The 22,209-nt window shown below is 68.7% G+C and carries 22 protein-coding genes; 17 read left to right on the top strand and 5 right to left on the bottom strand.

Annotated features, from left to right (window positions below; genetic code table 11):
• Positions 1-2: 2 nt before the first annotated feature.
• The 7 genes from VMD50_RS18570 (at position 3) to VMD50_RS18540 (ending at position 9,107) form a co-directional block, all read left to right on the top strand.
• Positions 3-1,217, top strand: coding sequence for a winged helix-turn-helix domain-containing protein (locus VMD50_RS18570; protein ID WP_325429414.1), 1,215 nt, complete (start codon positions 3-5; stop codon positions 1,215-1,217).
• Positions 1,217-2,599: a type I restriction-modification system subunit M gene (locus tag VMD50_RS18565; protein ID WP_325429412.1), complete on the top strand. Its 1,383-nt coding sequence runs from the start codon at positions 1,217-1,219 to the stop codon at positions 2,597-2,599. Before VMD50_RS18570 ends, VMD50_RS18565 begins: the two co-directional genes overlap by 1 nt.
• Entirely contained in the window at positions 2,596-3,696 is a 1,101-nt protein-coding gene (locus VMD50_RS18560; protein ID WP_325429410.1) for a restriction endonuclease subunit S, read from the top strand. Before VMD50_RS18565 ends, VMD50_RS18560 begins: the two co-directional genes overlap by 4 nt.
• A 406-nt stretch (positions 3,697-4,102) precedes the next feature.
• On the top strand, positions 4,103-5,521 hold the full coding sequence (locus tag VMD50_RS18555; protein WP_325429408.1) for an MFS transporter: 1,419 nt from the start codon (positions 4,103-4,105) through the stop codon (positions 5,519-5,521).
• A gap of 26 nt (positions 5,522-5,547) precedes the next feature.
• Entirely contained in the window at positions 5,548-6,300 is a 753-nt protein-coding gene (thyX, locus tag VMD50_RS18550; protein WP_325429406.1) for an FAD-dependent thymidylate synthase, read from the top strand.
• A gap of 208 nt (positions 6,301-6,508) precedes the next feature.
• Entirely contained in the window at positions 6,509-7,411 is a 903-nt protein-coding gene (gene dapA / locus VMD50_RS18545) for a 4-hydroxy-tetrahydrodipicolinate synthase (RefSeq protein WP_325429404.1), read from the top strand.
• A 19-nt stretch (positions 7,412-7,430) separates the two neighbouring features.
• Entirely contained in the window at positions 7,431-9,107 is a 1,677-nt protein-coding gene (locus VMD50_RS18540) for a ribonuclease J (RefSeq protein ID WP_325429402.1), read from the top strand.
• 8 nt (positions 9,108-9,115) lie between these two features.
• Here the strand turns inward: VMD50_RS18540 and VMD50_RS18535 are convergent, their stop codons facing one another.
• The 3 genes from VMD50_RS18535 to VMD50_RS18525 are packed head-to-tail and all read right to left on the bottom strand — an operon-like array spanning position 9,116 to position 11,127.
• Positions 9,116-9,988 carry an SAM-dependent methyltransferase gene (locus VMD50_RS18535; protein ID WP_325429401.1) on the bottom strand — a complete coding sequence of 291 codons (873 nt, stop codon included), beginning with the start codon at positions 9,986-9,988 and terminating at the stop codon, positions 9,116-9,118.
• 3 nt (positions 9,989-9,991) lie between these two features.
• A complete protein-coding gene (locus VMD50_RS18530) occupies positions 9,992-10,816 on the bottom strand; it encodes a mycofactocin-coupled SDR family oxidoreductase (protein ID WP_325429399.1) in 825 nt (274 codons plus the stop codon).
• Entirely contained in the window at positions 10,813-11,127 is a 315-nt protein-coding gene (locus VMD50_RS18525; RefSeq protein WP_325429397.1) for a putative quinol monooxygenase, read from the bottom strand. The genes VMD50_RS18530 and VMD50_RS18525 overlap by 4 nt, the downstream gene beginning before the upstream one ends.
• Positions 11,128-11,265: 138 nt before the next feature.
• Here VMD50_RS18525 and VMD50_RS18520 point away from each other — a divergent pair, with 138 nt between their 5' ends.
• A complete protein-coding gene (locus VMD50_RS18520) occupies positions 11,266-13,758 on the top strand; it encodes an FtsK/SpoIIIE family DNA translocase (protein WP_325429394.1) in 2,493 nt (830 codons plus the stop codon).
• A gap of 63 nt (positions 13,759-13,821) precedes the next feature.
• On the opposite strand, the gene VMD50_RS18515 is transcribed toward VMD50_RS18520, so the two are convergent.
• Positions 13,822-14,337, bottom strand: a complete 516-nt coding sequence (locus VMD50_RS18515; protein ID WP_325429392.1) for an amino-acid N-acetyltransferase — start codon at positions 14,335-14,337, stop codon at positions 13,822-13,824.
• Between the two features lie 55 nt (positions 14,338-14,392).
• Here VMD50_RS18515 and pgsA point away from each other — a divergent pair, with 55 nt between their 5' ends.
• From pgsA to pspM, 4 genes are all read left to right on the top strand, one after another.
• Entirely contained in the window at positions 14,393-14,983 is a 591-nt protein-coding gene (gene pgsA / locus VMD50_RS18510) for a CDP-diacylglycerol--glycerol-3-phosphate 3-phosphatidyltransferase (RefSeq protein ID WP_325429390.1), read from the top strand.
• A gap of 103 nt (positions 14,984-15,086) precedes the next feature.
• A complete protein-coding gene (gene clgR, locus VMD50_RS18505; RefSeq protein ID WP_325429388.1) occupies positions 15,087-15,413 on the top strand; it encodes a transcriptional regulator ClgR in 327 nt (108 codons plus the stop codon).
• Positions 15,414-15,572: 159 nt separating this feature from the next.
• Complete coding sequence (pspA, locus tag VMD50_RS18500) at positions 15,573-16,403, top strand: phage shock protein PspA (RefSeq protein WP_325429386.1); 831 nt, start codon at positions 15,573-15,575, stop codon at positions 16,401-16,403.
• 18 nt (positions 16,404-16,421) lie between these two features.
• Complete coding sequence (gene pspM / locus VMD50_RS18495) at positions 16,422-17,240, top strand: phage shock envelope stress response protein PspM (RefSeq protein WP_325429384.1); 819 nt, start codon at positions 16,422-16,424, stop codon at positions 17,238-17,240.
• On the opposite strand, the gene VMD50_RS18490 is transcribed toward pspM, so the two are convergent.
• On the bottom strand, positions 17,237-17,668 hold the full coding sequence (locus VMD50_RS18490; RefSeq protein WP_325429382.1) for a limonene-1,2-epoxide hydrolase family protein: 432 nt from the start codon (positions 17,666-17,668) through the stop codon (positions 17,237-17,239). The genes pspM and VMD50_RS18490 overlap by 4 nt on opposite strands.
• Positions 17,669-17,732: 64 nt before the next feature.
• Here VMD50_RS18490 and VMD50_RS18485 point away from each other — a divergent pair, with 64 nt between their 5' ends.
• The 5 genes from VMD50_RS18485 to VMD50_RS18465 form a co-directional block, all read left to right on the top strand.
• Entirely contained in the window at positions 17,733-18,899 is a 1,167-nt protein-coding gene (locus VMD50_RS18485) for a glycosyltransferase (RefSeq protein ID WP_325429380.1), read from the top strand.
• Between the two features lie 22 nt (positions 18,900-18,921).
• Positions 18,922-19,116 carry a DUF3046 domain-containing protein gene (locus tag VMD50_RS18480; RefSeq protein ID WP_414686116.1) on the top strand — a complete coding sequence of 65 codons (195 nt, stop codon included), beginning with the start codon at positions 18,922-18,924 and terminating at the stop codon, positions 19,114-19,116.
• Between the two features lie 228 nt (positions 19,117-19,344).
• On the top strand, positions 19,345-21,498 hold the full coding sequence (gene recA, locus VMD50_RS18475) for an intein-containing recombinase RecA (protein WP_325429376.1): 2,154 nt from the start codon (positions 19,345-19,347) through the stop codon (positions 21,496-21,498).
• Positions 21,470-21,982: a recombination regulator RecX gene (gene recX, locus VMD50_RS18470; RefSeq protein WP_414686115.1), complete on the top strand. Its 513-nt coding sequence runs from the start codon at positions 21,470-21,472 to the stop codon at positions 21,980-21,982. Before recA ends, recX begins: the two co-directional genes overlap by 29 nt.
• 108 nt (positions 21,983-22,090) lie before the next feature.
• Positions 22,091-22,209 (top strand): hypothetical protein (locus VMD50_RS18465; RefSeq protein WP_325429435.1); only part of this gene is annotated, 119 nt, incomplete at its 3' end.

The raw sequence follows: 22,209 nt of genomic DNA, 5'->3' as shown, positions 1-22,209 counted from the left end.
GCGTGTCGCCCCGCACCTCCAGGCTGACCGCCGCGCAAGCCCGGCGGATAGCCGTTGCGGCCCAAGGATTTAGCGACCCACGGCCCGTCGGCCCGGTCACCCGCGCGCATCTGAAGCGCCTCATATCGAGAATCCAAGTGCTGCAACTCGATTCGGTGTCGGTGGCGGTGCGCGCCCACTACGCGCCGGTGTTCAGCCGGCTCGGCCCCTACGACCGCGACGTCTTGGACCGCGCGGCCTGGGGACCCCGCTCGTCGCGGCTGCTGGCCGAGTACTGGGCCCACGAGGCCGCGCTGATGGCCGTCGAAGACTGGCCGCTGCTGCGCTGGCGGATGCGTCAATACACCCACGGCCGCTGGGGCACCCACATCGTCAAGGCCAATCCCGAGCTCGCCGAACGCATCGTCGCCGCCGTGGCGGAACTCGGGCCCAGCACCGCCGGGCAGATCGAGGAGCACCTGGCCGCCGAGCCGCGACGCAAGAAGGGCACCTGGTGGACCCGCAGCGACACCAAGTGGGTCGCCGAGGCGCTGTTCGCCTCCGGGGTGCTCACCACGGCCACCCGGTTGGGCTTCGCGCGCCACTACGACCTGGTGGAAAGGGTGCTGCCGGCGAGAGTGCTGGCCCGCCAGGTCGACGACGACGAGGCAGTCCGCGAGCTCACGCTGCGGGCCGCCACCGCGTTGGGCGTGGGCACCGAGGCCGACATCCGCGACTACTTCCGGCTGTCGGCCCAGCAGGTCAAGCCGGCGATCGCCGGCCTGCTGTCCGCCGGCGAGATCGAGCGGGTCGACGTCGACGGCTGGTCCGCGCCGGCGTACCTGCGGGCGGGCCGGACGGTGCCGCGCGTCGACCGCGGCACCGCGCTGCTGTGCCCGTTCGACCCGTTGATCTTCTTCCGGCCCCGGGTCGAGCGGCTGTTCGGCTTCCACTACCGCATCGAGATCTACACGCCGGCCGCCAAGCGCCGATACGGCTACTACGTGTGGCCGCTGCTGATGGACGGGCGGCTGGTGGCGCGGGTCGACCTCAAGGCCGACCGCGCCGCCGACTCGCTGCGTGTCATGGGCGCGTTCGGCGAGCCGGATACGCCGCGACGGCAGGTGGTCGCGGCGCTGGCGGGCCAGCTGGAGTCCATGGCGTCGTGGCTGGGGCTGGGCGGGTTCAGCGTCTCCACCCGCGGGGACCTGGCCGCCGACCTGCGGGCGGTCGGCTGATGCGGGCAACCGACAAAGAGCTCAAGGACACGCTGTGGAAGGCGGCCAACAAGCTGCGCGGCTCCCTTCCAGCCGGCCAGTACAAAGACGTCATCCTCGGGCTGGTGTTCCTCAGGCATGCCTTCGCCTCGCGCTGGAAGACCTTGGCGCACAACGCGGAATCCCCGAACTTCGGCCTGCTCGTCGACGACGCGATGGAGGCCGCAACGCTGCCGCGGCTGTATGAAAACCTCGACCGGCGCCGGCTGGGCGAGCTGGTGCGCCTGCTCGACGGCGCGCAATTCGACAAGGAGGGCGGCCGGCGCGCGCGGGACCTGATGGGCGAGGTGTACGAGTACTTCCTGGGCAACTTCGCCCGGGCGGAGGGACGGCGGGGCGGCGAGTTCTTCACCCCGCCCAGCGTGGTGCGGGTGATCGTCGAGGTCCTCGAACCCTCGAGCGGGCGGGTGTACGACCCGTGCTGCGGTTCGGGCGGGATGTTCGTGCAGACCGAGCAGTTCATCGCCGAGCACGACGGCGATCCCGCGAAAGTCGCGATCTACGGGCAGGAAAGCGTCGAGCAGACCTGGCGGATGGCGAAGATGAACCTCGCCGTCCACGGCATCGACGACAGCGGTTTGGGCGCGCGGTGGGGCGACACGTTCGCCGACGACCAGCACGCCGGAATGCAGATGGACTACGTGCTGGCCAATCCGCCCTTCAACATCAAGGATTGGGCCCGCGACGAACGAGACCCGCGCTGGCGCTTCGGCATTCCGCCCGCCACCAACGCCAACTACGCCTGGATTCAGCACATCCTGTCCAAGCTGGCGCCGGGCGGCAAGGCCGGTGTGGTGATGGCCAACGGCTCGATGTCCTCGAATGCGCTCGGGGAGGGCGACATTCGGGCCGGGATCGTCGAGGCCGACCTGGTGTCCTGCATGGTGGCGCTGCCGGGGCAGTTGTTCCGCAGCACCGGCATCCCGGTCTGCGTGTGGTTTTTCGCCATGCACAAGGGCGACCGGGCAGGCGAGGTGCTGTTCATCGACGCCCGCGGGCTCGGCTACCTGGTGGATCGGGCCGAGCGCGCACTCACCGACGAGGAGGTCGTTCGCATCGGCGACACGTACCACGCGTGGTGCGGATCGCAGTCCGCCGCCGCCAAAGGCCTGACGTACCAGGACGTCCCGGGCTTCTGCGGATCGGCGTCGCTGGACGACATCAGGGCCGCCGGCTACGCCCTGACGCCCGGGCGGTATGTGGGCCCCCCCGCCGCCGCCGACGACGACGGGGAGCCGGTCGAGGAGAAGGTCGCCCGGCTGACCGGCGACCTGCTGGCGGCGCTCGACGAATCCGCGCGACTGGACACAGTGGTGCGCGAACAGCTGGGGCGCCTGCGGTGAGGGTCAGGCTGGGCGACCATCTCGAATTCAGCAACGGAACCAGTCCGCCGCGACGGGCATCAGACGGGCGCTTCCCCGTCTACGGCGCCAACGGGGCGATCGGTTATGCGGCGCAACGCAACGCGACCGGCCCACTCATCGTCCTGGGCCGCGTCGGATCGTATTGCGGCAGCCTGCGGTATTGCGATTCCGATGTCTGGGTCACCGACAACGCGCTGGTATGCCGGGCCAAGGAGCCCGGAGACACGCGGTATTGGTATTACGCGCTGCACACCTGCGGGCTGGGCGATCACCGGAGCGGATCGGGCCAGCCCCTGCTCAACCAGCGGGTCCTGCGCGACGTCTCGGTCTCGACCGTCGCGGCGCCGCAACGGCGCCGGATCGCCGGGTTGCTCGGCGCCGTCGACGACAAGATCGCCGCGAACGAGCGCGTGATCGCGGCCGCCGAGGGCCTGATGGCGGCGACCGTCCGGGCGGTGTCCGACTACGTGCCGTTGTCCAGCCTGGCCGACCGGTCGACGGCGTTCCTCGGACCGTCCGAGTTCGACGACGTCGTCGCCCACTTCAGCCTCCCGGCGTTCGACGACGGCGCGAAACCCGCGCTCGCCGCTGCCGCATCCGTCCGAAGCGGCAAGTTCCTCCTGTCGGAGCCATGCGTCTTGTTCGCGAAGCTGAACCCCGGGATCCCGCGTATCTGGAACGTGCTGAGCCTGCCGTCGCAGATGGCCTTGGCCAGCACGGAATTCGTGGTGCTGAGGCCGGTCGGTGTCGATACGTCGGCCCTGTGGTCGGCTGTACGGCAACCCGACGTCACCGAAACGCTGCAACGGCGGGCCGCCGGGACGTCGGGGAGCCACCAGCGGATTCAACCGCGCGACCTGCTGGAGGTCCGGGTCCGCGATGTGCGGCGGTTGGCGCCTGCGGCGTCGCGGACGATCAGCAGCCTGGGCGCGCTGTGTCACGCGCGCCGCGCCGAATGCGTGCGTTTGTCCGCGTTCCGCGACGCCGTGCTCCCGCTGCTGATATCGGGCGCGGTTCGGGTCGCCGACGCACCCGGGCGACCGGAGCGGCCGACGGCCGAGACTGCGACACCTTAAGTCAACCCGCAAGCAACTCACAGCGTGGCAACAATTATTCGCTCGAATCGCTCTTAGGCTGGTGGTATTACCCGCCTCATCGGGAGGGGCAGGTGCAGCTCTCTTGGAAGGAGGGGCCCTATGTCGGATTGCGTTGCGCGCGCGGGCGGGGGCGGAGCCGGAGGCAGGCCATAACGCTTCGCCGGCCCGTGCGAGCGTGTCGTGGGGACCCACGATGTCGACGTGCGTTTAGTGCGTCAATCGCCCGCCGCGCCAGCGCTTTTGCGCCGATGCCCTCGTCCGGCGTCCCCTGGGAATGTCAACCCGTGGCGGCGGCCATTACGGGGGCCCGCCGTGGTGGGACCGAATTGTGTTGTGCGGCAGCGAATCCCGGATCCGTCGCTGGCGGTCGCGTGAAGAGTCGGAGATGAGGCTACGCGACGTCGCGCCGACGAGCCGCGTCATGGTGGTGGCGATCCTGGTGGCGATGTTCGCCTTCCTCGACAGCAGCATCGTGAATCTGGCCCTGCCGGCCATCGGGCGCGACATGGGCGGGGGCCTGTCGCTGCAACAGTGGGTCGTCGACGGCTACTTGCTGGCGCTGGCGGTGACGGTTTTACCGGGTGGGTCCATCTCCGATCGGTTCGGCCGGCTGCCGGTGCTGCGTTTCGGGCTGGCGGCCTTCGGGACGGGCTGCGTGCTGGCGGCCGCCGCCGGCTGTCCGGCGATGCTGGTCGCGGCGCGGCTGATCCAGGGCCTGGGCGGCGCATTCTTGGTGCCGGGTTCCCTGGCGCTGATCAACTCCACGATCGACCGCCCCGCGCGCCCGGCGGCCATCGGGTCCTGGACCGCGTGGACCAGCACCGCCTTCGCGCTGGGGCCGGTGCTGGGCGGCCTGACCGTCGATGTCTTGAGCTGGCGCTGGATCTACATCTCGCTGGCAATCGCGGTAGCCATCGGTTTCGCGCTGACCTTTTGGGTGCTCCCGGTGCCCGGGCCGGCCGAACGCGCCGGCGTCGACGTAGCCGGTGCCGCATTGTCGGCCGTTGCGCTCGGCGCCACCGTGTACGCGCTCATCGAGTCCCGGCGGCATGGATGGACCAGCCCCTTGGTCCTGACGCTGTCGATCGTGGGCGTGGTCGCGATGCTGGCGTTCGTGGCGTGGGAGCGCCGCGCACCCCACCCGATGGTGCCGCTGAGATTGTTCACGACGGCCAACTTCGCCGGTGCCAACCTGGCGACCGCGTTCGTCTACGGCGGCCTGACGCTCGGCTCGATCGCTACCGCGTTATACCTGCAGGAGGTCGCCGGTTACCCCGCCATCCTCGCCGGCCTGATCACGCTGCCCAACCCCATCGTGTTGTTTCTGTTCGCTCGCCGTGTGGGCAATGCCGCCGGCCGGATCGGTCCGCGGGTTTTCTTGATCGCGGGCCCGGTGCTGGCCGGGATGGGGCTCCTGCTGATCTGCCCGTATGCCCACCATTTCGACTTCGCCACGCACCTGCTGCCCGGACGGCTCGTGCTGGCCGCCGGCCTGGTCCTCACCATCACCCCGCTGAGCTCGGTCATTTTGGTCTCGGTCGAGTCCGCTCACAGCGGAATCGCGGCGGCAATCCAGAACGCGGTGGGCCGGACTTCCGCGCTGACCGCCGTGGCTTGCATGGGAGTCATTGCGGCGGGCCCGCTTACCGATGCCAGCTTCGCCCGGCTGCTCGAGGTCGCCGCCGCGCTGTACTTCCTGGGTGCCGCCGTCAGCGGCATCACCATCGCCAATCCCGGTGACGGTCAGCACGATGACGCCCGAACGAAGTCCGCGCCACCTCCTCAGCGGGCCCTGCCGGCCTGAACCGTCGCGGCGCTAAGGTGAGCGCCGTGGCCGAGACCGCGCCGCTGCGCGTGCAGCTGATCGCCAAGACGGAGTTCCTGGCGCCGCCGGACGTGCCGTGGACCACCGACGCCGACGGCGGCCCCGCGCTCACCGAGTTCGCCGGCCGGGCCTGCTATCAGAGCTGGTCAAAGCCCAACCCCAAGACGGCGACCAACGCCGGCTACATCAGGCACATCATCGACGTCGGACACTTTTCGGTGCTCGAGCACGCCAGCGTGTCGTTCTACATCACCGGCATCTCGCGATCGTGCACGCACGAGCTGATCCGGCACCGGCACTTCTCCTACTCGCAGCTGTCGCAACGCTATGTGCCCGAGGGGGACTCGCGGGTCGTCGTGCCGCCGGGCATGGACGACGACCCCGAACTGCAGCGGATCCTGACCGAGGCCGCCGACGCCAGCCGGGCCACCTACGCCGAGCTGCTGGCCAGGCTGGAGGCCAAGTTCGCCGACGAACCCAGCGCGGTGTTGCGGCGCAAGCAGGCGCGCCAGGCCGCCCGCGCCGTGCTGCCCAACGCCACCGAAACCCGCATCGTGGTGACCGGGAACTACCGGGCGTGGCGGCACTTCATCGCGATGCGCGCCAGCGAGCACGCCGACGTGGAAATCCGGCGGCTGGCCATCGAATGCCTGCGCCAGCTCGTCGACGTGGCGCCCGCGGTGTTCGCCGATTTCGAGGTCTCCACGCTGGCCGACGGGACGGAGGTCGCCACCAGCCCGTTGGCGACCGAGGCGTAGCCCCGTAATCCCATTTGCCACTGCAGTCACTCCGCCGGTTCCATGTGCCTTCGTGCCCGCCTCACAGCGACAAAGACAGCGGCGTTGTCGCTGTGAGGCGGGCACATCGGTCATGCCTCGACTTGCCGTGACTCGTGGGGCAGCTGAGACCACGGCACGCCCGCCGCGGGTGCAAAACACCTTGGCGCCGCCAGGTAACCTGAAGACCGTGAGCACCGTCGGATTCGACGCCCCCGCACGGCTGGGAACCCTGCTGACCGCGATGGCGACACCCTTCGCGGCCGACGGCTCCCTGGACACCGCGGCGGCGGCGCAGCTGGCAAACCGCCTGGTGAGCGAGGGGTGCGACGGCCTGGTGGTCTCCGGGACCACCGGCGAGTCGCCGACCACCACCGACGACGAGAAGGTCGAGCTGCTGCGCGTCGTGCTGGAGGCGGTGGGCGATCGGGCCCGCGTCATCGCCGGCGCGGGCACATATGACACGGCGCACAGCGTCCGGCTGGCCAAGGCCTGCGCGGCGGAGGGCGCACACGGCCTGCTGGTGGTCACGCCGTACTACTCCAAGCCGCCGCAGTCCGGGCTCGTCGCGCACTTCACCGCGATCGCCGACGCGACCGAACTGCCGGTGCTGCTCTATGACATCCCGCCGCGCTCGGTGATACCGATCGAAACCGCGACCATCCATGCGCTGGCCGCCCACCCGAACATTGTGGGAATCAAGGACGCCAAGGGCGATCTGCACAGCGGCGGCCAGATCATGGCCGAGACCGGCCTGGCCTACTACTCCGGCGACGATGCGCTGAACCTGCCGTGGCTGGCGATGGGTGCCACCGGCTTCATCAGCGTGATCGCCCATGTGGCCGCGGGCCAGCTGCGGGAGTTGTTGTCCGCCTTCAATTCCGGGGACATCGCCACCGCCCGGAAGATTAGCGTCGCGGTCGCACCGCTGTGCAACGCGATGGCCCGCCTGGGTGGCGTGACGATGTCGAAGGCGGGTTTGCGCCTGCAGGGCTTTGACGTCGGCGACCCACGGCTGCCGCAAATGCCGGCAACGCCGGAGCAGAGCGATGCGCTGGCCGCCGACATGCGCGCGGCCTCGGTGCTTCGGTGAGCCAAAGGGCGGCTTACAAGTGGATGTAGACCTCGCCCCACCGGGTCCTCTGACCCGGGGCGGGTTGCGGGTCACCGCGCTGGGCGGCATCAACGAAATCGGCCGCAACATGACCGTTTTCGAGCACCTCGGCCGCCTGCTGATCATCGACTGCGGGGTGATGTTCCCCACGCACGACGAGCCCGGCGTCGACCTGATCCTGCCCGATCTGCGCCACATCGAGGACCGCCTCGACGACATCGAGGCGCTGGTGCTGACCCACGCGCACGAGGACCACATCGGGGCGATCCCGTTTTTGCTCAGGCTGCGCCCCGACATCCCGGTCGTCGGCTCGAAGTTCACCCTGGCGCTGGTCGCCGCCAAATGCCGCGAGCACCGCATCAAGCCGGTCTTCGTGCAGGTCGCCGAGGGGCAGCGCAGCGCGCACGGTGTGTTCGAGTGCCGGTACTTCGCCGTCAACCATTCCATCCCGGACGCCCTGGCCATCGCGGTGCACACGGGCGCCGGGACCGTGTTGCACACCGGCGACATCAAGCTCGACCAGCTGCCGCTCGACCGCCGGCCCACCGACCTGCCCGGCATGTCCCGGCTGGGCGACGCGGGCGTGGATTTGTTCCTGTGCGATTCGACCAATTCCGAGATCCCCGGTGTCGGGCCCTCGGAAAGCGAGGTCGGCCCGACGTTGCACCGGCTGATCCGGGGCGCCGACGGCCGCGTCATCGTGGCGTGCTTCGCCTCCAACGTGGACCGGGTGCAGCAGATCATCGACGCGGCGGTGGCCTTGGGCCGGCGGGTGTCGTTCGTCGGGCGGTCCATGGTGCGCAACATGGGCATCGCGCGGGAACTGGGTTTCCTGCGGGTCGACGATTCCGACCTCATCGAAATCTCCGCCGCCGAGATGATGGCACCCGACCGGGTCGTGCTGATCACCACCGGCACGCAGGGCGAGCCGATGTCGGCCCTGTCGCGCATGTCGCGCGGCGAGCACCGCAGCATCACCCTCACCCGTGAGGACCTGGTGATCTTGTCGTCGTCGCTGATTCCCGGCAACGAGGAGGCGGTCTACGGGGTCATCGACTCGCTGGCCAAGATCGGGGCGCGCGTCGTCACCAACCAGCAAGTGCGCGTGCACGTTTCCGGTCACGCCTACGCCGGCGAGCTGCTGTTCCTCTACAACGGCGTGCGGCCTCGCCATGTGATGCCGGTCCATGGCACCTGGCGGATGCTGCGCGCCAATGCCAAGCTGGCGGCGCGCGCCGGGGTGCCCGAGGAGTCGATCCTGCTGGCCGAGAACGGCGTCAGCGTCGACCTGGTGGCCGGCAAAGCCGCCATCGCCGGGGCGGTGCCGGTCGGCAAGATGTTCGTCGACGGGCTGATCACCGGCGACGTCGGCGACATCACCCTGGGCGAGCGGCTCATCCTGTCGTCGGGTTTCGTCGCGGTGACCGTGGTGGTCAAGCGTGGCACCGGTCGTCCCGCCGCTGCGCCACAGCTGTTTTCGCGCGGGTTCTCCGAAGACCCGAAGGCGCTCGAGCCCGCGGTGCGCAAGGTCGAGGCCGAGCTCGAGGCGCTGGTCGCCGCCGACGTGACCGATCCCGTCCGGATCGCCCAGGGGGTGCGCCGCACGGTCGGCAAGTGGGTCGGCGAAACCTACCGCCGGCAGCCGATGATCGTGCCGACGGTCATCGAGGTCTGACGAAGCCGCTACGCCTTTTCCGCGTAGGCCGACCATTCCAGTTGGGAGGCCTCGAGTTTGCGGCCGGTGGGCTGCACGTAGCGCCGGACGAGTTCGTCCGGCCCGGCCTGCTCCACCAGGCGCCAGCCGTACTCGGCGATGAACTCCGCAACCTCCTCGGGCTGTAGGCCGAAATGCCAAAGCTGGTGGCGCTGGCGGACATTGCGGTACAGCGTGCGGGTGCCGTACCGATTCGACCCGTCGATGAAATCCCGCCGCACGTAGGTGAACACCAACCGGCTGCCGGGGGCGGCCGCGCGCAGCCCTTCGAGCGTGCGCCGGACACCGTCTTCGGTGAGGTACTGGGTCACGCCTTCGCAGATGAAAAAGGCCCGGTAATCGGTGCGGTAGCCGTGCTCGGCCAACGAGGTGAGCAGGTCGTCGCGCTCGAAGTCCAACGGCACCAACCGAACCGACATCGGCAGTCCACCGAGCACCCGCCGAACCGTCTTCGCCTTCCTGGCGATGTTGACCGGCAGGTCCACCTCGAAGACCGGGAGCCGGACCCGCCGCGTCAAAAGGTAGGGACGGGTGTCGAATCCGGCGCCGAGGATGACGACGGCGTCGATGTCGGGCAGCGCCTCCTCGAGCTTGTCGGCGATGAACCGCTTGCGGCAGGCGAGATTGGCCCACAGCCCGGGCCCGGTGTACTCCGATCCGCGGACCAGCAGGCGGCGAGCCGGCGCCCACCGCGTCGCGGCGACAAGCCAGCGCAGCGGGCGCGGCAGGAACAGTTCCGCGAGGTCGTCGTCCACCAGGCGGCGGCCGGGCGGCTCGTTGCGCTCGACCGCGGCCAACACCATCGGTCCGAATGCGGTCTGCGCCGCGGGATTTCGTGCCATGTCCTACTTCTTGTTCAAAAAACCCGCATCGACCGGTAAAGCGACGCCGGTGAGGTAGCGGGCCTGGTCGGACACCAGCCACGCCACCGCGTTGGCGATGTCTTCGGGCTGCATCACCTGCACAGGCAGCGCGTTGCCCATGTCCGGCGGCACATCGGATTGTGCGATCAGATCGGCCAGCCATTGCCGGGTGAACTCGTTGTTGATCATCGGGGTGTCGACACCGGACGGGTGTATCGAATTGACCCGAATGTTCTGTGGGGCAAGCAGGTTGGCGTACACGCGCATCAGCCCGACCACGCCGTGTTTGGCGGCGGCGTAACCGACGGAGCCGGCATCGATGCTGGCGATGCCGGCCAGCCCCGCGGCCGAACTTATCAGCACGATCGATCCGCCGGCGCCCTGCTTGGCCATGATCGGTATCGCGACCTTGATGGTGTGGTAGACGCCGGTGAGGTTGACGTCGATCACGTCGCGCCAGCCGTCGTCGCCGGACTGCATGGGCGCGATCCCGGCGTTGGCCACCACGATGTCGAGCCGGCCGAATTCGTCCAGGCCCGCCTGCAGCGCGGTGGACAGCGAGGCACGATCGCGCACATCACCGCGTGCGGCCACGATGCGCGCGCCGGTGTCCTCGACGAGCTTGACGGTGGCCGCCAGGTCGTCCGGGGTGGCCAGTGGGTAGGGGACGCTGTCGATCTGCTCGCACAGGTCCACCGCGATCACGCTTGCGCCGTCGGCGGCCAGCCGCACCGCGTGCGCGCGGCCCTGACCGCGCGCGGCGCCGGTGATGAGCGCGACTTTTCCTGTCAGTGGCCCATCGGTCACCGCCGCAGCTGCCCCTTGTCGGGATCGCCGGCGGGGATCGGCTGCAGCATCTTGATGTCCGGCGCTCCGGCCAGGTGCTCGCCGGCCGCCGCGAACAACTTGGTGATCGCGGGCGCGGTGCTGTGCGCCTTGAGCGCCTCCTCGTCGGCCCATTGCTCGACGAACACGAACGTCTCGCCGCTTTGGTGCAGCGAGTACAACTGGCACCCCGGCTCGTCGTGCACTTCGGAAACCGCGCCGGTGAGGATGTCGCGGACGGTGTCGACCGATTCGGGTTTGACGGTCATGGTGGCGACGACGACGACGGGCATGCGGGGGGACCTCCTGGGCGCCTGAGGGGTGGGCATTCGCCACCCTACTCAGGCGTGCCCGGACCCATCCCGCACCCGGCGGTCGTTACCAGTGTGGCGGGTGGTGTCGATGGGGTCTTTGCGACTACCCTTGCCCTCATGCCCAGTAAGACCGCCGCCCGGTCCGGTACCCGAACGAGCAGGTCAAAGGCCACTTCGCGCGCCGGCGGGTCGCGAAAGTCGCGACCGGCGGCCCGCAGGACGGCGAGCAGGCCCGCCAAACGGCGTAACCGGTCGCTGCTCCTCGCCACCGGGCTGACGTGCGGCCGGGCCATGCGCGCCGCCTGGCTGCTGGCGGCCCGGGGCGCCGGCGGCGCGGCCCGGTCCATCGGGCGCGCCCACGACATCGATCCGGGACACCGCCGCGACGGGATCGCGCTGGTTCTGCTCGGCCTGTCCGTCGTGGTCGCCGCGAGTTCGTGGTTCGACGCCGCCCGGCCGATCGGCGCGTGGGTCGACGCGCTGATCCGGACCTTCATCGGCTCGGGCGTGCTGGCGCTGCCCGTCGTCACCGCGGCGGTGGCGGTCACGCTGATGCGGACCCCGCCCAATCCCGAGGCGCGGCCCCGGCTGATCCTGGGCGCTGCCCTGATCTCCCTTTCGGCGCTCGGCCTGCGGCACCTGTGGTCCGGTTCGCCGGAAGACCCCGAATTGCGCCGTCGCGCAGCGGGATTCATCGGCTTTGCCATCGGCGGGCCGCTCTCGGACGGGTTGACGCCCTGGATCGCCGCGCCGCTGTTGTTCATCGGCTTCATGTTCGGCCTGCTGTTGCTGACGGGGACCACGATCCGCGAGGTGCCCGACGTCGTTCGCGCCATGTTCGGCGGCCGGCTGGTCGGCGACGACGACGTCGCTTACGACCCCTACGAAGAAGCGGACGAGTTCGAAGGCGATGACCGGCCCCGCGAGGACTTCTCCGACGGCTACTACGACGAGTCCCTGCAACCGGAGCCGCAGGCCTGGCCGTCGGCCGGCGCTCGACAGGGCGCCCCCGACGAACCGATCGCGGACGACACCCCCACCATCCCGGAACCCGGGCGAAGCCGCCGTCGCGCCAAAAAGCCGGAAACCCGGATCGTCGACCGCGTCGTCGAGGGCCCCTACACGCTGCCGTCGCTGAGCCTGCTGGTGGCGGGCGACCCGCCGAAAAAGCGCAGCGCCGCCAACAACGTCATGGCCGACGCCATCACCGAGGTGCTCAACCAGTTCAAGGTCGACGCCGCCGTCACCGGCTGCACCCGAGGCCCGACCGTCACCCGCTACGAGGTCGAGCTGGGGCCCGGCGTGAAGGTGGAGAAGATCACCGCCCTGCAGAAGAACATCGCCTACGCGGTGGCCACCGAGAGCGTGCGCATGCTGGCCCCGATCCCCGGCAAGTCCGCCGTGGGCATCGAGGTGCCCAACACCGACCGGGAAATGGTGCGCCTGGCCGACGTGCTCACCGCGCCGTCGACCCGCCGCGACCACCACCCGCTGGTGATCGGGCTGGGCAAGGACATCGAAGGCGATTTCATCTCGGCCAACCTGGCCAAGATGCCCCACCTGCTGGTCGCCGGTTCCACCGGATCCGGCAAGTCCAGCTTCGTCAACTCCATGCTGGTCTCGCTGCTGGCCCGGGCCACCCCGGAGGAGGTCAGGATGATCCTGATCGACCCGAAGATGGTGGAACTCACGCCGTACGAAGGCATTCCGCACCTGATCACCCCGATCATCACCCAGCCGAAGAAGGCGGCGGCCGCGCTGGCGTGGCTGGTCGAGGAGATGGAGCAGCGCTACCAGGACATGCAGGCGTCGCGGGTGCGCCACATCGACGACTTCAACGAGAAGGTGCGATCCGGTGCCATCACGGCGCCGTTGGGCAGCCAGCGCGAATATCGGCCCTACCCCTACGTCGTGGCGATCGTCGACGAGCTGGCCGACCTGATGATGACCGCGCCGCGCGACGTCGAGGACGCCATCGTGCGGATCACGCAAAAGGCCCGCGCCGCGGGCATCCACCTGGTGCTGGCCACCCAGCGCCCGTCGGTGGACGTGGTGACCGGCCTGATCAAGACCAACGTGCCGTCGCGGCTGGCGTTCGCCACGTCGTCGCTGACCGACAGCCGGGTGATTCTGGACCAGGCCGGCGCGGAAAAACTCATCGGCATGGGCGACGCCCTGTTCCTCCCGATGGGCGCCAGCAAGACCGTCCGGCTGCAGGGCGCCTTCATCACCGACGAGGAGATCCACGCCGTCGTCAGCGCCTGCAAGGACCAGGCCGAACCCGAGTACACCGAGGGCGTCACCACCGCCAAGCCCACCGGCGAACGCACCGACGTCGACCCCGACATCGGCGACGACATGGACGTGTTCCTGCAGGCGGTCGAGCTGGTGGTGTCCAGCCAGTTCGGGTCCACCTCGATGCTGCAGCGCAAGCTGCGCGTCGGCTTCGCCAAGGCCGGCCGGCTGATGGACCTGATGGAGACCCGCGGCATCGTCGGGCCGTCCGAGGGGTCCAAGGCGCGCGAGGTGCTGGTCAAGCCCGACGAGCTGGCCGGAACGCTGGCGCTGATCCGGGGCGGCAGCGACGCCGACGGCGGCGACCCCGAGTAGCGCCGAGCGTGAAGCTGTTGCGGGTTTTCCGCAAAAATTTCGCAACAGCTTCACGCTCGGCGATCACAGCACCAGCAGCATCCGGGAGTTGCCCAGGATGTTGGGCTTGACGTAGCTGAGGTCCAGGAACTCGGCGACGCCGATGTCGTAGGAGCGGCACATCTCCTCGTACACCTCGGCGGTGACGGGCGTGCCCTCGATCTCGGTGAACCCGTGCCTGGCGAAGAACTCGGTCTCGAAGGTCAGCACGAACAGCCGCTCCAACTGCAGGTCACGGGCGACCTCGAGCAGCCGGTCGACGATCGCGTGGCCGATGCCGTGGCCGGTCATCGCCGGGTCGACGGCGACGGTGCGGATCTCGCCGAGGTCCGACCACAACACGTGCAGCGCCCCGCAGCCGACCACCCTGCCCGCGTACTCGGCCACCCAAAACTCCTGGACGGCCTCGTACAGCGTCACGAGGTTTTTCTCCAGCAGGATGCGTCCGGAGTACGTGTCGACGAGTTTTTTGATCGCGGGGACGTCGGATGTGCGCGCGCGCCGGACCACCGACCGGGGGTTCCGTGAGCTTTCGGTCACGGGTAACAGTATCGGCAACCGCGAGAGGTCGCTGGTCAACCGTTATTCTTATGCCGTGTCGGGGCAGCCTCAAACACCGCCGATAGCAGGCCGCGCCCGCATCGCCAACCTCGCAAACGTGCTGACCCTCTTGCGGCTGGTGTTGGTACCCATTTTCCTGCTCGCGCTGTTCACCGCGGATGGCCACCAAATCGTCGGCCGGATAGTCGCTTTCGTGATTTTCACGGTCGCCTGCATCACCGACAGGTTCGACGGCCTGCTGGCCCGAAACTACGGGATGGCGACCGAATTCGGCGCGTTCATCGATCCGATCGCGGACAAAGCCCTGATCGGGTCGGCACTGATCGGGCTGTCGATGCTGGGGGACCTGCCGTGGTGGGTCACCGCGGTGATCATGACCCGCGAGGTGGCGGTCACGCTGCTGCGGTTGGCGGTGATACGCCGCGGGGTCATCCCGGCGAGTTGGGGCGGCAAGCTCAAGACCGTCGTCCAGGCGTTGGCGATCGGCTTGTTCGTCTTGCCGCTGTCGGGACCTTTCCGGGTGGTGGCGGCCGTCGTCATGGGCATCGCGATCGTGCTCACCGTGGTGACCGGCGTGGACTACGCGGTGTCCACCGCCCGGGCGGTTCGCCACCCGACCGGCTGAGCGGGAACCAGGTCACCGCGACCGGCGTTGACCCTAATGAGTGCCTGCTGAATTTGGGGTTTTTGACGTGCTGAGCAGGGCTGACTGGACGAAGGAGAGCAGGATGGCGCCATTGATGCGCGAGGTCATCGGCGATGTGTTGCGCGGGGCCCGGACGTCACAGGGCCGGACGCTGCGCGAGGTCTCGGATTCGGCGCGGGTGAGCCTCGGGTATCTGTCGGAGGTGGAGCGCGGCCGCAAGGAGCCTTCCAGCGAGCTGCTCAACGCGATCTGCGACGCGCTGGAGGTGCCGCTGTCGGCGGTCCTCACCGGTGCCGGGGAGCGGATGGCCAGCGAGGAAAGCGCGGCCTACAGCGCGCCGACCGGACCCACCATCGATGCCAGCACCAAGGTCGTCATTCCGCCGGTGGCGTCGCTGGCCGTGGCCTAGGCCCGATTGCCCGGTTCCGTACTCGCGCCGTTCCGGCGCTCGCCGTCACCGGGCCGATTGCCCGGTTCCAGCGCCAGGGTGGGGCGATCGTCGCCGACCGGATAAATTGAGCGACAGGGCGCTTGTCCGGCATACAAGAAGCGAAGGTGGACCTGACTGATGGCCAATCCGTTCGTCAAAGCGTGGAAATACCTGATGGCGCTGTTCAACGCCAAAATTGACGAGCACGCCGACCCGAAGGTGCAGATCCAGCAGGCCATCGAGGAAGCGCAGCGCCAGCACCAGGCGCTGACCCAACAGGCGGCGCAGGTGATCGGCAACCAGCGCCAGCTGGAGATGCGGCTCAACCGGCAGCTGGCCGACATCGAAAAGCTGCAGGTCAACGTGCGTCAGGCGCTGACGCTGGCCGACCAGGCCACCGCCTCGGGGGACGCCGCCAAGGCCACCGAGTACAACAACGCCGCCGAGGCGTTCGCGGCCCAGCTGGTGACCGCCGAGCAGAGCGTCGAAGACCTCAAGACCCTGCACGACCAGGCGCTGTCCGCCGCGGCGCAGGCCAAGAAGGCCGTCGAACAGAACTCGATGGTGCTGCAGCAGAAGATTTCCGAGCGCACCAAGCTGCTCAGCCAGCTCGAGCAGGCGAAGATGCAGGAACAGGTCAGCGCGTCGCTGCGGTCGATGAGCGAGATCGCCGCCCCCGGTACCACCCCGAGCCTCGACGAGGTGCGCGACAAGATCGAACGCCGGTACGCCAACGCGATCGGTTCCGCCGAGCTCGCCCAGGGTTCCGTCCAGGGCCGCATGCTCGAGGTCGAGCAGGCCGGCGTCCAGATGGCCGGCCATTCCAGGCTGGAGCAGATCCGCGCGTCGATGCGCGGCGAAGCGCTGCCGGCGGGCGGGACGCCCGCGACTCCCGGGGCGGCCCCGGCCACTCCCGCGCCCGCCGAGGCCGGCGGTGGCCAAGTCGCCGAGAAGCCCTTTGGCCAGTAGCGCAGCGGACGGCCTGCGATGGCGGTGAAAGCGACCCAGAATCGGCCGTGGCGCGCGTTGGTGCAGCGCGGATTGGACACCGCCGCGGACGTTTCGGACCTGGTGGCCCGAAGGATCAGCGCGGCCGCGGACCCGCGGGCGCGGCTGCTGCGCCGCCGGCGCCGCGCGCTGCGGTGGGGCCTGATCTGCAGCGCCGGGTGCGTGTTTTGGATAGCGGTCACGGGGCTGCTGGCGGCGTGGGGCTGGTTCGCGCTGCTGCTGGAGGTCACCGGCGCCATCGCGGTCGCGCTGGCGATTCCGGCGACGCTGTTGCTGCTGCGCTACCGCTGGCTGCGTTCAGAGCCGCTGCCGGCGCAGCGGACCACCAACACCCGTCGGCTGCCGCCGCCCGGTTCGGCGGCCCGCCCCTCGATGTACGCGCTGGGCGCCTCCGAACGCGGATTCTTCTCGCTGTTGGGCGTGATCCAGCGCGGCTCCATGTTGCCGACGGACGAAATCCGTGACCTGACCGCCGCGGCCAACAAGACGTCGGCGGCGATGGCGGCCACCGCCGCCGAGGTGGTGTCGATGGAACGCGCGGCGCAGTATGCCGAGTCGTCGCGGTCGTATCTGGTGCCCACCATCAACGCGTTCACCGCGCAGCTGAGCGCCGGTGTGCGTCAATACAACGAAATGGTCACCGCCGCAGCCCAATTGGTGTCCTCGGCGAACGGCGACACGGGGATTGGGTTAGCCGCGGCCCAGGAGCGTTACCGAGCCGAGTTGGTCGGGGCCACCGATCGCTTGCTGGGTTGGGCGCAGGCGTTCGACGAACTCGGCGGGCTGCCCCGGCGTTAGAATGACGCCCGCAGCGACGGCACTACCAGCCCCGCCACGCCGCGCAGGGTCGCCTTGAGCATGTCGAAGAAGTCAAAGTAGTCCCGCCACAACGTGATTCGCCCGTTGTGGACCTCGAACACGCCGCACACCCAGAATTGGAGCCGCAGCGGGCCGAAAATCAGCGCGTCGGTGCGCTCGGTGAGCACCGCGGCGCCGTCGGAGGCGATGCGGTGGATCTTCACCTCGAAGGCGGCGCGGCCCTCCATCTTGCGGAAAAGGTTCATCGCTCTGGCGCGCCCGTGGATCGTCGGCAGCCCGACGTTCTCGTAGACCAGGTTGTCGTCCAGTGCGGCGTCTGCGGCATCGAAATCCGCGTCCTGCAGCGCGTTCAGGAAACCCTCGACCGTGCGGGAGTTCGCAGTGCCTGTGTCGGTGAGCTCGGTCATGGTCGCCAGCGTATTCGAAACGCGACCGTGCGGGGCGGCCGGGCGCTGTGGCAGGGTAGGGCCGATGCGTGTCGCCGTGGTCGCCGGGCCGGATCCCGGGCATTCGTTCCCCGCGATCGCGCTGTGCCGGCGTTTCGCCGAGGCGGGTGACGAGCCCACCCTGTTCACCGGCGTGGAGTGGCTCGACGCCGCGCGCGGCGTCGGCATCGACGCCGTTGAGTTGGACGGGCTCGCGGCCACCGACGAGGACGTCGACGCCGGCGCCCGGATCCACCGGCGCGCGGCGCGGATGGCGGTGCTGAACATGCCGGCGCTGCGCGACCTGGCGCCCGACCTGGTGGTCTCGGACGTGATCACCGCGGGCGGCGGTATGGCCGCCGAGCTGTTGGGCATCCCGTGGATCGAGCTGAACCCCCATCCGCTGTACCTGCCGTCGAAGGGGCTGCCCCCGATCGGCAGTGGGCTGGCGCCGGGCACCGGCTTTCGCGGCCGGCTGCGCGACGCCACGATGCGGGCGCTGACGGCGCGGTCCTGGCGCGCCGGCATCAAGCAGCGCGCCGCCGCCCGGCTCGAGATCGGGCTGGCCGCCGTCGACCCGGGGCCGCTGCGACGCCTCGTCGCGACGCTGCCCGCCCTCGAGGTGCCGCGCCCGGACTGGCCGGAGGAGGCCGTCGTGGTGGGGCCGTTGCATTTCGAGCCGACCGATCGGGTGCTGCGCATCCCGCCGGGCCCCGGGCCGGTGGTGGTGGTTGCGCCGTCGACCGCGCTGACCGGGACCGCCGGGTTGGCCGAAGTTGCGCTGGAATGCCTGACCCCGGGAGACACGCTGCCGGCCGGATCCCGATTGGTCGTGTCGCGGCTGGGCGGGGCGGAGCTGACGGTCCCGCCGTGGGCGGTGGTCGGGCTGGGGCTCCAGTCGGAGCTGTTGACGCACGCCGACGTGGTGATCTGCGGCGGGGGCCACGGGATGGTGGCCAAGACGCTGCTGTCCGGGGTGCCGCTGGTGGTGGTACCCGGCGGCGGGGATCAATGGGAGATGGCCAATCGGGTGGCGCGCCAGGGGAGTGGGCGGCTGATCCGGCCGCTCACGGCCGGCGCGCTGGTGGCCGCGGTGGGCGAGGTGCTGTCGTCGCCCGGCTACCGGGAGGCCGCGCGGCAAGCGGCCGCCGGCATCGCCGACGTCGCCGACCCGGTGCGGGTGTGCCACCAAGCGCTGGCGCTTGCGGGCTAGCCGGCTGGGTATGTTGGCTGACGTGCGGCTGACGGAGTTCAACGAGCGGGTTGTGTTGCGGTTCGGCGCCACCTACGGCCCGTCGGTGCTGGAAGATCACGTGCTGAGCGGCCTCGGCGGCCGCACCGCCGCCCAGGCGATCGATGATGGCGTCGAGCCCCGCGACGTCTGGCGCGCGTTGTGCGCCGACTTCGACGTGCCGCGCGACCAATGGTGACTGCCGTCTGAGATCGAGCCTGCGTACAGCGTGCCGGTCAGCCCGGAAATTGCGATCCCACCGCAGGCTCGAAGCCGCCCGCGTCCGGCGTGTCCGCTTGAATCGAACACGTGTTCGGCTACTGTGGTGATCGTTCGGAGGAATCGACTTGTCGGACCCCGCGCCTAGTGTCACGGCCAACCGACCGATACCGGTCATCCGAACACAACGACGATAGGAAGAGGCACCATGACGCAAGCCCCCGACCGCGAGAAGGCTCTCGAGCTGGCGATGGCCCAGATCGAAAAGAGCTACGGCAAAGGCTCGGTGATGCGTCTCGGCGACGAGATGCGTCAACCGATTTCGGTCATCCCGACCGGATCCATCGCACTGGACGTGGCCCTGGGCATCGGCGGCCTGCCCCGTGGCCGAGTGGTGGAGATCTACGGCCCGGAGTCCTCGGGTAAGACCACCGTCGCGCTGCACGCGGTGGCCAACGCCCAGGCCGCCGGCGGCGTCGCGGCGTTCATCGACGCCGAGCACGCCCTGGACCCGGATTACGCCAAGAAACTCGGCGTCGACACCGATTCGCTGCTGGTCAGCCAGCCCGACACCGGTGAGCAGGCCCTCGAGATCGCCGACATGCTGATCCGCTCCGGCGCGCTGGACATCCTGGTCATCGACTCGGTGGCGGCCCTGGTGCCGCGTGCGGAGCTCGAGGGCGAGATGGGGGACAGCCACGTCGGCCTGCAGGCCCGCCTGATGAGCCAGGCGCTGCGGAAAATGACCGGCGCGCTCAACAACTCGGGAACCACGGCGATCTTCATCAACCAGCTCCGGGAAAAAATCGGAGTGATGTTCGGGTGTGGATCCTGGTACACCAACGTCACTCTCGCTGACGGATCGACCGAGAAGCTCGGCAAAATCGTGAACCAAAAGATGGACGTCGAAGTTTTGTCCTACGACTTCGAGTCTGGTCGGATCTTGCCACGCAAGGTAACCAACTGGTTCAACAACGGCAAAGCAGAAGAGTTTCTGCACTTCAAGGTTGATAGAGCTGGCGGCGGGACAGGTCGTGGCCACGCTAGCTTAGCCATGACTCGGAACCACCTCATCCGAACCCCTGGCGGCTGGCGCGAAGCTGAAGACATCAACGTCGGTGACCGCGTGATGTTGGCGCAGCCAAGCTTGCTCAGCGATCAGCAATGGGAAATTGTGCTGGGTTCATTGATGGGCGACGGCTGTCTCTCCCGTCCAGTCCGGCAAGATTCGGAATCTGCGCGGTTCCGTATCGGCCATGGGGCGAAACAATCGGCATATCTTGATTGGAAAGTCTCCTTGCTGGCGAACATCCCGCACAGTCGTACCGGTAATGGCAAGGGTGCAGTGTTCGCAGATTTCACTCCGCTCTCCGAGCTTCATGAACTGATGAGCGCGGTGTATCTAGGCGATGGTAAAAAGTTCCTCTCCGAGGAATATCTGAAGGGACTCACCCCATTGGCAATGGCCATTTGGTACATGGACGATGGTTCGTTCACCCTTCGTTCCAAGGGCTTACAGCAGCGCACTCAAGGTGGTAGCGGGCGAATCGAGATCTGTGTTGAGGCAATGAGCGAGGGGTCGCAGGTACGACTTCGTGACTATCTGCGTGACACCCATGGTCTGGACATACGACTGCGGAAGGCTGGCGCGGCAGGAAAGTCCGTACTGGTTTTCTCTACGCAAGCCACTGCGAGGTTCCAAGAGCTCATCGCACCGTATGTGCATCCGTCCATGGCGTACAAGCTTCTGCCACGCTTCCGTGGTCAGTTCAACATGGAACCGGAGTTTGTGGCACCCACGATGCAGCTGATGCCAGCGCGTGTTACCGAGATCGAGTCAAAGACGAACTACCAGAAGATGGACCGGTTCGATATCGAGGTCGAGGGTTCGCACAATTACTTCGCCGACGGCGTGATGGTGCATAACTCGCCCGAAACCACCACGGGCGGAAAGGCTTTGAAGTTCTACGCGTCGGTGCGCATGGACGTGCGCCGGATCGAGACACTCAAGGACGGCACCAACGCGGTCGGCAACCGCACCCGGGTCAAGGTCGTCAAGAACAAGGTGTCGCCGCCGTTCAAGCAGGCCGAGTTCGACATCCTGTACGGCAGGGGCATCAGCCGTGAGGGCTCGCTGATCGACATGGGTGTGGATCAGGGCTTCATCCGCAAGTCCGGTTCGTGGTTCACCTACGAGGGCGAGCAGCTCGGCCAGGGCAAGGAGAACGTCCGCAACTTCCTGATGGAAAACGCCGACGTGGCCAACGAGATCGAGAAAAAGATCAAGGAAAAGCTCGGCATTGGCGCGGTGGTGACCGATGACCCTTCTGGCGATGTCCTCCCCGCTCCCGTCGACTTCTGACCCCTCCCGCGAAGAGCAGGCGCGGGCGTTGTGCCTGCGCCTGCTCACCGCGAGATCGCGTACCCGCGCCGAGCTGTGCGGGCAGCTGTCCAAACGCGGCTATCCCGACGACGTCAGGCACCGGGTGCTTGACCGGCTGGCCGCCGTCGGCCTGGTGGATGATGCCGAGTTCGCGCAGCAGTGGGTGGAGTCACGGCGGGCGAAGGCGGGAAAGAGCCGGCGCGCCCTGGCCGCCGAGCTGCACACCAAGGGTGTCGACAAGGACGTGATCACCGCGGCGCTGGGCGGAATCGACGCCGGAGCCGAACGTGACCGCGCCAAGCAGCTGGTGCGGGCCAAGCTGCGCCGCGAGACGCTGGCCGACGAAGCCAAAGTGAGCCGCAGGCTGATGGCGATGCTGGCGCGGCGCGGCTACAGCCAAAACCTGGCGTGCGAGGTTGTCCTCAGCGAGCTGGCCGCCGAACACGAGCGCCGACGGGTCTAGCTCAGATGGTGGCGACCCGCTTCGCCCCGTCCCCCGCGCTCGCGATCGCCACGAGCTGCGGGTTGATCCCGTAAGCCCCGGTCGCCGTACCATGGCCCCGTGACTTCGATGGTGGCTTCGGCGCGTACCTACCAGGTGCGCACTTACGGCTGTCAGATGAACGTCCACGACTCCGAGCGCCTGGCGGGGCTGTTGGAGGCGGCCGGTTACCGGCGCGCGGCCGACGG

It is taken from the genome of Mycobacterium sp. (assembly GCF_035506235.1).
GTDB lineage: Bacteria > Actinomycetota > Actinomycetes > Mycobacteriales > Mycobacteriaceae > Mycobacterium.
This window is presented reverse-complemented; position numbering and strand designations above follow the sequence as displayed.